This is a genomic window from Cupriavidus basilensis (assembly GCF_029335485.1).
GTDB classification, from domain to species: Bacteria; Pseudomonadota; Gammaproteobacteria; order Burkholderiales; family Burkholderiaceae; genus Cupriavidus; species Cupriavidus basilensis_E.
In genome coordinates this window covers 1-9952 of record NZ_JARJLM010000148.1, presented here as the reverse complement: position 1 = coordinate 9952, position 9952 = coordinate 1, and the positions used below count along the sequence as shown (strand labels likewise).

Sequence of the window (9952 nt, the reverse complement as noted above, 5' to 3'; positions counted from 1 at the left end):
CTTTCGCTTTACCCCGGATGTCGACGGCATCGTCATCACCATGACCGACCACTACCTGCATACCTTGCTGGCAGGCGTGCCGGATGCGCTGCCGCTGTTCGAGCGGCCCTTTCACGACCAGTTCGGCCGCGATGATGCGACGGTGCTTGCCGGCGCGCTGGAGCTGTTCCGTGCCGAGATGAATGCGGTATCGCTGTGGCGCGGCGCCGCGCTGGCGGCGCTATTGTCCCTGCTGCTGGTGGGCATAGCCCGGCGTGCGTCCGGCGCGGATGCCTCGGGGGCGCAGCCGGTGGGGCGTACCGCGCGCCACTTCCAGCAGTTCCAGCAACTGGTCGAAGAGCGCTTTCGCCACCACCAGGAACTGGCGGGCTATGCCGACACCCTCGGCATCACCGCCACCCAGCTCAATCGCATCTGCCAGCAACTGGCCGGCAGGAGCGCGCTGCAACTGATTCATTCGCGCCTGATCGTGGAGGCACAGCGCGACCTGCTGTACAGCGACCTGGATATCAAGCAGATCGCCTCGACGCTGGGCTTTGCCGATGCGGCGTATTTCACGCGATTCTTTTGCCGCCGTGTGGGCCAGACGCCAACCGCCTTCCGCCAGCAAGGCCGCGTGCGCCTGCCCGCCCCGCAATCCAGGCGGTAAGCGCTTTCGGTTTCCTTACAGCGAGAAGCTGTCCGAGCGTGCCAGCGGCCAGTACTTTTCATAGAGCTGGTAGCGGAAATTGCCGTTCAGCAAATCGCCGGGCGAGAGGAACTTGAGCAGTTCCGACATCAGCCGCACTTCGTTGGCCGATATCCGCCGCACGATATGGTGCGGCTTGAGCGCGCCGGGATGATCCAGGCCGGCCGCCTGCAACAGCTCCAGCAGCGCATGCAGCGTCTGGCGGTGGAAGCTGGCCACGCGCTGGGCTTTGTCCGGCACCACGATGGCGCGCTGGCGCACGGGGTCCTGCGTGGCCACGCCCACCGGGCAACGGTCGGTGTGGCATTTCTGCGCCTGCACGCAACCGAGCGCGAACATGAAGCCGCGTGCCGAGTTGCACCAGTCGGCGCCGGTGGCCAGGGTACGCGCCACATCGAAGGCCGTGATGATCTTGCCGCTGGCGCCGATGCGGATCTTGTCGCGCAGGTTCACGCCGACCAGCGTGTTGTGCACCAGCAGCAGCCCTTCCTGCAACGGCACGCCGATATGGTCGACGAACTCCAGCGGCGCCGCGCCGGTACCGCCCTCGGCACCGTCCACCACGATGAAGTCCGGCAGGATGCCCGATTCCAGCATGGCCTTGACGATGCCAAAGAATTCCCACGGATGCCCGATGCAAAGCTTGAACCCGGTGGGCTTGCCGCCCGACAGCGTGCGCAGGCGGTCGACGAACTGCAGCAGGCCCAGCGGTGTGGAAAACTCGCTGTGCGTGGCTGGGGAGATGCAGTCCTCGCCCATGGCGATGCCGCGCGTGGCCGCGATCTCCGGTGTCACCTTGGCCGCCGGCAGCACGCCGCCATGGCCTGGCTTGGCGCCTTGCGAGAGTTTGACCTCGATCATCTTGACCTGCGGCGAGCGCGCCTGCTCGGCGAATTTATCGGGATCGAAGCCACCGTCGGCGCGGCGGCAGCCGAAGTAGCCGGAGGCGACCTCCCAGATCAGGTCCCCGCCTTCCGCGCGGTGATAAGGCGAGATCGAGCCTTCGCCGGTATCGTGGATAAAGCCGCCGAGCTTGGCGCCGCGGTTAAGCGAGCGGATCGCATTGCCGGACAGCGCGCCGAAGCTCATTGCCGACACATTGAAGATCGACAGCGAGTAGGGCTGGGCGCGGCCCTCGCCTACCGTGACGCGGAAATCGGCGGAGGGAATGCGGGTGGGCGCGAGCGAGTGGCTGATCCACTCGTGGCCAGCCAGGCGCACATCGATCTCGGTGCCGAAGGGCCGGCTGTCGACCTCGTTCTTGGCGCGCTGGTAGACCAGGCTGCGTTGCTGGCGCGAGAACGGCATTTCATTGGTGTCGTCCTCGATGAAGTACTGGCGGATCTCCGGTCGGATGAACTCGAAGAAGAAGCGCAGGTGGCCCCAGATCGGATAGTTGCGCAGGATCGAGTGGCGTGACTGGGCGATGTCGTGCATGCCCACCAGCAGCAGCGCGACCGGCACTGCCAGCCACCAGGCGGGAACCCGGTGCACCGCGGCAAGCGCAGCAAGAACCAGCAAGGCTGACGCGGTCAGCCAGACCGCGCCGTAACGGCGAGAAAACATGGGGGCTCCTTTAATACAGCCATCATTCCGGCCATTGCATTGGCCGGCAACCCACGATTATCGCCGTTCCGCATGACATTCGCTTTCAGCCGGTTGCACCGGCGCCCGGGCGCCGGGTGCGCAGGCCTGCGCTATTCCCCCGCGCGGGCCACGGAATCCGCTTGCACCGGGCGCGGCGCCAGTCCCGGGGGGTGGCGTTGCGCGCCCTCGTCGGCCTCCACCGCCGCAATGATCTGCGCGAAAGCGAGTTCCGATTCCGGCATCGGCAACAGCATCCAGACATGGAACATGCCTTCGGCTTCGTAATACCGCAGCGGCAACCCCTGCTGCTGCGCGAGCGCCCGGAAGGCGCGGCAATCGGGCAGCAGGATATCGTGGGTGCCGATGAAGAGCGTTACCGGCGGCAGGCCCTGCAGGCCGCCGTGGATCGGGCTGACCTGCGGCAGCGTGATGGGATCGCCGCCGGCGTAGACCCGCCCGCATTCGATGCCGCCGGGTTTTGACAGCATCGGGTCGAGCGGTTCGAGCGCATCGATGCCGGGGTTGTCGCCGCTGGCGTCCAGGAACGGCGAAAGCAGGACAAGGCGCCCCGGCAGCGGCCGGCCGGAGTCGCGCGCCAGTTGCGCCAGCGCGAGCGCCATGCCGCCGCCGGCCGAGTCGCCCATCACGGTCAGGCTGGCTGGCGGGCGGCTTTGGACGAGCTGGTCGTAGAGCGGCAGCAGGCCGGCAAACACCTCGCGGTGCGTATGCTCCGGCGCCAGCGGATAGATCGGCACGATCACCGTGGCGCCGAGCCCATCCACCAGCTTGCCGATGAAGTCCCAATGCTGGCTGACGATGTCGAAGACGTAGCCGCCGCCGTGCAGGTAAAGAATCCGCCGGCCACTGTCGATGCCCCGTGGGCGCACGGTGTAGACCTCCACGCCGGCCACAGGTTCCACGCTTACTTCGTGGCGCGCCAGGAAACGCGGCGAGGGCGCCGCCCGGCCTGTCTTGCGGCGGCGCCGGATTTCCTCATGCAGCGCCTGCGCGCTGGCAAATCGCTGCTTGCGCCGGACCAGGCGCAAGGCCAGCCGCCACAGGCGGCACTGGATGCTGGGCATGACGGTCTCCCGGATCTGCGCCGGCTTCGCTGGCCGCCGGCTGGTATTGCAGGAAGGACAAGCGAATGCTGCGGATACAAAAAAGGAGCCGGCTAGCGGCTCCTCTTCAAGCTGGAAACAGGCCCCAATTAAGCGGCTGCTGCATCCTTCAGCTTCTTCAGCGGGCGCACCTTGACCTTGACGCTGGCAGGCTTGGCCGGGAACCAACGCTCTTCACCGGAGAACGGGTCCTTGCCGAAGCGCTTCTTCTTGGCCGGTACTTGCTGGGCCGTGACCTTCAGCAGGCCGGGCAGCGTAAACTCGCCGGCGCCCTTCTTGTGCAGCGCGCTGACGATGGTGTTTTCCAGATGGAGCAGGACCGTCTTGACGGCCTTGGCTTCCAGCTGGGTCTGAGCTACCAGGTGAGCGACCAGGCTCGACTTGTTGAAGGTGTCCTTCAGCGGCTTCGGGGTTACCGCAGCAGCAGGAGCAGCCTTCTTGGCCGGCGCGGCCTTCTTGGCAGCAGCCTTTACGGGTGCTTTGGTTGCCGGTGCCTTCTTGGCAGCGGTCTTGGTTGCAGTCTTCGCGGTCGGATTCGCTTTGGTCGCCATATCGATAAATATGAGTTGAACAGAAAGATGTCGCACGGGATGTGGCATCCGATGTCGCTCGACGCTTCGTCGATCGACTATCGGCGTGCGGCACCGACTGAATCATAGCGGAAAGATGGGGACGTCAAGGGGATTTCGTGCATGTCCTCGCAAAAACCGGGGTTTTCCCCGGGTTTTTTGCGGGTTTCGTCTGTTGCGGCGGGCTGTTTTGTCGCGTGGAAGCCGCGATGGAACTTTCCGCGGACTCTATATACAAGGGTTAAACGCGGGATTTCGCCATTTTTGCGGGTCGCGTCCGATGCGCGCGCGAGGGACTTCGTGCGTCCGTTGCGCGCGCATCGGCCTCAACCGCGCAGCTCGCGCCGCAGGATCTTGCCGGTCACGGTCTTGGGCAATTCGTCGATGATCTCCACCACGCGCGGGTATTTATAGGCCGCCATGCGCTCCTTGCACCAGGCCAAAAGCGCTTCCGGCGTGACGCTTGCCTGCGGCTTCAGGCTGACCACCGCCTTCACTGTCTCGCCGCGGTAGGCGTCGGGCATGCCCACCACGGCTGCCTCGCGCACCGCCGGATGCGTGTACAGGACGTCTTCCACCTCGCGTGGCCAGACCTTGTAGCCGCCGGCATTGATCATGTCCTTCTTGCGGTCGACCAGATAGAACCAGCCCTGCGCGTCCATGAAGCCGACGTCGCCGGTGCGGAAATAGCCGCCCGCCATCGCCTTGGCCGTCTCTTCCGGCTTGTTCCAGTACCCCGGCACGATCATCGGCCCGCGCGAGATGATCTCGCCCACCTCGCCCACCGGCACCGGCGCGCCCACATCGTCGCCGATAAAGGAGTCGACATTGAAGGCCGGCACGCCGATCGCCAGCGTGCCCGAAGCCGGGTCCACCGGCGCCTCCCGGCCGAGCGGCACCACGTGGGTAGGCGAGTTGGTCTCGGTCAGGCCGTAGCCGTTGTGGATATAGTGACCGAATTTGGTGCGGAACTGATCGACCACGCTCGGCGGGATCGGCGCGCCGCCCGAATAGATCTTGCCCAGCGTGGCGAAATGCTCGCGGCTGGCATCCGGGTGGTTCATCAACGCGATGAAGACCGTGATCGAGCCGATGGTGAATTCCACCCGCCGGTCGCGGATGGCTTCCAGGATCACGCCCGGCTCGAAACGGCAGGCCAGCACCAGCGGCGCGGCGCAGATAAAGGCAGCGGCGATGTGGCCCACCAGGCCGGTGATATGAAACAGCGGCGCCACGCCCAGGATAGCCCCGCCCTCGCGCAATCCGATCCAGTCCCGGTACACCTGGGCATTGAACGCGACATTGCCGTGGGTATTCATCGCGCCCTTGGGCACCCCGGTGGTGCCCGATGTATAGACCAGCATCGCGATATCGTTGGCGTCCAGCGTGACCGGCGCGGGGCGCTGGCCAAGATGGGCCTGCGCCAGCGCCAGCAGGTCGGGCACGCCTTCGGCGGGCTGCCGCCTTGCGGCGGCGAACAGGCGCGGATCGGCGCGCGCCTGGAAATCGAGCTCGGAGGTGGTGATCACCTCGGGCAGCACGAGGGGCGCGGCGGCATCGCCCTGCCCGCTGCGTTCCGCATCGAACAGGTTCCTGACCACGTCCGCATAGAGCGATTCGTGGCAGATCAGCACCCGGGCGCCGGAGTCCGCCAGCACCAGGCGCAGTTCGCGCGCGCGGTTCATGGGGTTGACCGGCACGGCGATGGCGCCGAGCTTCCATGCGGCAACCAGGCCGATGACGAACTGCGGCACGTTCTGCAAGTACAGCGCGATGCGCTCGCCACGCGCGCAACCGCGCGACGACAGCGCTACCGCCAGGGCGTCGGACAAGGTGTCCAGCTCGGCATAAGTGAGCGTCGCGTCGAAATAGTGGATCGCCGGGCGTTCCGGCGCCCGGCTCGCGGCTGCCCGGAAAATCGACAGCGCGTCGGTGAACTGCGGTGTGATGGTGTGCGGCTGGCCGGGGTCGTAGCTGGACAGCCAGGGCTTGTTTTCATAGGGCGTCATGAGGCACCTCGATATGCGCGGCGGGTAGCGGCAGAAGTAGCGGCAAGGGTGGCGGTGGATCGAAACAAAGCGGGGGACAGCCTGCGCAGGATGCCGCTCGGGCACCTGTGCAGGACTGCCCGCGCCTTACTTGATCACCACCGGGTTGACCGGGGCGCCGCTACCGTTCACCACCTTGAGCGGTGCTGCGGTATAGAGGAAGGTCCACTGTCCGTCCCCGGCGCAATCTTCGGCGAGCGGATCGAGCTGGGCGATCTCGGTCAGGGTCACGCCCAGGTTGCGCATCAGGGCATTGTGCAACGGCAGGGCAACGCCGGACACCGGGTCCACCGTGACCTCGTTGGCGATCGTGTCGGTGACGAGATTGGGGATTTCCATGTGATGGAACCACTCGACCAGTTCGGGGCTATAGGTCAGGCCCGGCTCGATGAAGTCCCGGTAGAACTCGGCCTGGTCGCGCTTGTAGAAGGAGCCTATCCAGCCGGTGCGGATCACCAGGATGTCGTGCTTCTCGATGCGCACGCCCTGCGTTTCAGCAGCGGCCAGCAGGTCCTGGTGGGTGAAGGTCTCGCCCGGGTCGAGCACCGCCTTGCCGCGATGGCGCGCCATGTCGATCAGGATGCCGCGCCCCACCACGCCGCGCTCCGCGATCGGCAGCACGCTGGCCTTCTCCAGGCCACCGATGGTGGATTTGGCGTCGTAGCCGTTCCACAGCTTGTCGCCGTACCAGACGTGGCCCAGTGCGTCGTATTGGGTCGACCCCTGCAGGTACATGATCATCATGTCGTCGGCATACTCGGCCTCGCCGGGGAACTTCGGGCCCTTGCCGCAGAGGTAATGGCCCTTGTCCATCACGTTGAGGCGGCGCGCCTGGGATCGCCCCGGCCAGACCGGATCGCCGGCGGGATTGCCCATCTGGATCTGCAATGTGAAAGTCTTGCCGGAGCGCACGGAAGCCACGCCGCGCAATACCTCCGCCTGGGTCAGGTAGTTCAGCGAACCGACCTCGTCATCCGGCCCCCACTTGCCCCAGTTCTTCGGGGCATCGCGCAACAGCTCGGCTACCAGCGGGACGTTTTTTGCTTCCATGCCATGTCTCCTCGATGAATGACCCCGGGTGGAACGCACTGCGCCGGTCATGCCTGCTGTGCATGGTCGGCCATGCGCCAGGCAAATAAATAAGAACGGTCGTGCGTTTTTATTGTGGGTCGAGTGTAGGACCAGCCGTCGCGCCATGTCCAGACATGGAAAACCCGTCCGCGAGCAAGAGGTGCCGCCCTCAGTCGCTCAGTCGCTCAGTCGTCCAGGCCGGCCGCAAGCAGCGGTCCAAGCACCAGCGCGCCGAGCACGATCATCGACAGGCCGCTATCCATCTGTTTCCATTCGTGCAGTACCGCACGGGCATCGACCTGCGCCCAGAACAGCGCCACCACGCCGAGGAGGACCAGCAATACCGCCACAGCGAGTGCCATCGCGTCACGCGTGGCGCGGGAGAGTGGATCGGAACGGCTATCATTGGGGATGCGGGCGCCTTGCATGGCCTGACTCCTGTTGAAAGGTAACGACGACAGTGACGACGACGATGAATGGCCCCATTGTGGTGACCCCTGCCTGAACCCGTGCTGAGCGCACCGTTCAGCTTCCGTTCAGGCCGGCCCCGGCACACTGATCCGACCCACTGCTTCGATGAACCACGGCTTGCCTGCGCCCGTTTTGTCCCATTCCCTGACGCCATTGCCTCCCCCCATCGCCACGCGCTCTCCCCGCACCGGCGCATTGCGACGCGCAGCCCGCCTCCTGCCGCCCGTGATCGGTGCGCTGTCGCTGCTGCTCGCAGTGGCGCCGGCGCATGCCGACAAGGACGCCGACCGCGCCCGCGCGGCGGTGCAATCGGGGGAGATCCTGCCGCTCACCCGTATCCTGGAGACGGTATCGTCGCAATACGCGGGCGATGTGATCGGCGTGAAGCTCGACCGCGATGACGGCGCCTGGCAATACGAGGTCAAGCTGCTGCTGCCGGGCGGCTCGGTGGCCAAGCTCGAATACGACGCCAGAACCGCGGCCTTGCTGAAAGCCAAGGGGCGAGATATCGAACAGGCCCGCAAGAAACCCTGAGCCCCCATGCGCATTCTCCTGGTCGAAGACGAAAGCACGCTTGCCGCACAGATCCACGCCAGCCTGGTCGGTGCCGGCTACGCGGTCGACATCGCCGCCGACGGCATCGATGGCTGGCACCTGGGCGCCGAAGAACCCTATGATGCCGTGGTGCTCGACCTGGGCCTGCCCGGTCTGGACGGGCTGTCCGTGCTGCGCCGCTGGCGCGCGGCGCAGGTCAACCCGCCGGTGCTGATCCTGACCGCGCGCGATAGCTGGACCGACAAGGTGGAAGGTATCGACGCCGGCGCCGACGACTATCTCGCCAAGCCTTTCCGCATGGAGGAACTGCTGGCGCGCATCCGCGCGCTGATCCGGCGCGCCCACGGCATGCCCGCGCCCGAACTGGCCTGCGGGCCGGTGCGCCTCAACGCCCGCACGGGCGTGGCAACGGTCGACGGCGCCGCCGTGGCACTGACCGCCCACGAGTTCAAGGTGCTCGACTACCTGATGCACCAGCCGGGCGCCATCGTCAGCAAGACCACGCTGACCGAGCATATCTACGCCCAGGATTTCGACCGCGACAGCAATACCATCGAGGTCTTTATCGGCCGGCTGCGGCGCAAGCTCGGCGTCGACGTGATCGAGACCGTGCGCGGCCAGGGCTACCGGCTGCGGCCCCCGCCCCCCTCCCCGGCCGCCTCGGCCACCGCCTGATCCATGCGCCAGTCATTAGCAATCCGGCTGCTGGCCGTGGCGGCCGTCTGGCTGGGCGCGGCACTCGGGGGCACCGGCTGGATGCTTTCCACCCTGTTCGCGCGCCACGTCAACGACACCTACGTGCGCCAGTTGGACAACCAGCTGACCAGCCTGGCCGCCGCGCTCGAATGGAGCGCCGGCGGCAAGCTCACGCTCACGCGCGCGCCGGCTGACCCGCGCTACGAACTGCCCTATTCGGGCGCCTACTGGCAAGCACAGGCAAGCGCGTCGACCCTGCGTTCGCGCTCGCTCTGGGACGCCGAGATGCCTGTCGCGATGGGCAACAAGGTGGACGACGGCCATGCCGAGATCCGGCCCGGGCCCAATGGGCAATCGCTGCTGGTGGTGTCGCGCCCCATCGTGCTGGCCACCGCCGATACGCCGGTGACGCTCTCGGTGGCGCTGGACCGCACCGAGTTGCGCGCCGCGCGCCAGGCGTTCAACCGGCTGCTGGGCTGGTCGCTGACCGCGCTGGGCGCCGGCCTGCTGCTGGCGGTGGCGGCGCAGGTGAAATTCGGTCTGGCGCCGCTGGCGCGCCTGCGCCAGGCGCTCGCCGCCATGCAGACGCGCCGCGAGAGCCGCCTGGGTGGTACGTGGCCGGCCGAAGTGGTACCGCTGGTCAATGAAATCAATACCTTGCTGGCGCGCAACGCCGATGCGCTGGCGCGCTCGCGACGCCAGGCCGCGGACCTGGCCCACGCCGTCAAGACCCCGCTCGCCATCCTCGCCAACGAGGCGGAACGGCTGCCGGGCGAAGCGGCGCGCGCGGCCGGCAGGCAGGTCGAGGCCATGCGCCGGCAGGTGGATCGCCATCTGGCGCGCGCCCGGGCAGCAGGCGCGGCCAGCGCCCGCGGCGCCCGCATCGAAGCCGGCCCAGCGGTATCGGAATTGGCGCGCGCGCTCACTCGCCTGCACAGCGGGCGCGAGATCGATATCGCAGTGGAAGGCAACGGACACTTTGCCGGCGACCGCCAGGACCTGATCGAGATCCTCGGCAATTTGCTGGACAACGCCTGCCAGTGGGCTCGCACGCGCATCCGCGTGAAGCTGGCGGAGCGCGCGGGCGTGCTTGAGATCGTGGTGGAAGACGACGGGCCGGGCATGCAGGCCGAAGCCCGAGAACTG

Annotated in this window: 10 protein-coding genes; 4 read left to right on the top strand and 6 right to left on the bottom strand. The window is 66.8% G+C overall.

Translation table 11 applies throughout. The features are described 5' to 3' along the window. Positions 1 to 649: helix-turn-helix domain-containing protein (locus tag P3W85_RS08525; protein WP_276264446.1), on the top strand; the 649-nt coding region annotated here is incomplete at its 5' end. Between the two features lie 15 nt (positions 650 to 664). Here the strand turns inward: P3W85_RS08525 and P3W85_RS08520 are convergent. From P3W85_RS08520 to P3W85_RS08495, 6 genes are all read right to left on the bottom strand, one after another. After that, complete coding sequence (locus P3W85_RS08520) at positions 665 to 2254, bottom strand: FMN-binding glutamate synthase family protein (protein ID WP_276264445.1); 1590 nt, start codon at positions 2252 to 2254, stop codon at positions 665 to 667. A 131-nt stretch (positions 2255 to 2385) separates the two neighbouring features. Continuing rightward, entirely contained in the window at positions 2386 to 3357 is a 972-nt protein-coding gene (locus P3W85_RS08515; protein ID WP_276264444.1) for an alpha/beta hydrolase, read from the bottom strand. Positions 3358 to 3485: 128 nt separating this feature from the next. Beyond that, positions 3486 to 3947, bottom strand: a complete 462-nt coding sequence (locus tag P3W85_RS08510; RefSeq protein WP_017230847.1) for an HU family DNA-binding protein — start codon at positions 3945 to 3947, stop codon at positions 3486 to 3488. 344 nt (positions 3948 to 4291) lie between these two features. Next, complete coding sequence (locus P3W85_RS08505; protein ID WP_276264443.1) at positions 4292 to 5974, bottom strand: class I adenylate-forming enzyme family protein; 1683 nt, start codon at positions 5972 to 5974, stop codon at positions 4292 to 4294. A gap of 126 nt (positions 5975 to 6100) precedes the next feature. Beyond that, the gene (locus P3W85_RS08500; protein ID WP_017230845.1) at positions 6101 to 7063 is read right to left on the bottom strand and encodes a cyclase family protein; all 963 of its coding nucleotides are present in this window, start codon (positions 7061 to 7063) and stop codon (positions 6101 to 6103) included. Between the two features lie 206 nt (positions 7064 to 7269). Further along, a complete protein-coding gene (locus tag P3W85_RS08495; protein WP_017230844.1) occupies positions 7270 to 7512 on the bottom strand; it encodes a hypothetical protein in 243 nt (80 codons plus the stop codon). A gap of 238 nt (positions 7513 to 7750) precedes the next feature. On the opposite strand from P3W85_RS08495, the gene P3W85_RS08490 reads away from it, so the two are divergent. The 3 genes from P3W85_RS08490 to P3W85_RS08480 form a co-directional block, all read left to right on the top strand. After that, a complete protein-coding gene (locus P3W85_RS08490; protein WP_035818075.1) occupies positions 7751 to 8089 on the top strand; it encodes a PepSY domain-containing protein in 339 nt (112 codons plus the stop codon). Positions 8090 to 8095: 6 nt separating this feature from the next. Further along, entirely contained in the window at positions 8096 to 8785 is a 690-nt protein-coding gene (locus P3W85_RS08485) for a response regulator transcription factor (RefSeq protein ID WP_276264442.1), read from the top strand. 3 nt (positions 8786 to 8788) lie between these two features. After that, the coding region (locus tag P3W85_RS08480; RefSeq protein ID WP_276264441.1) for a sensor histidine kinase at positions 8789 to 9952 on the top strand (1164 nt) is incomplete at its 3' end.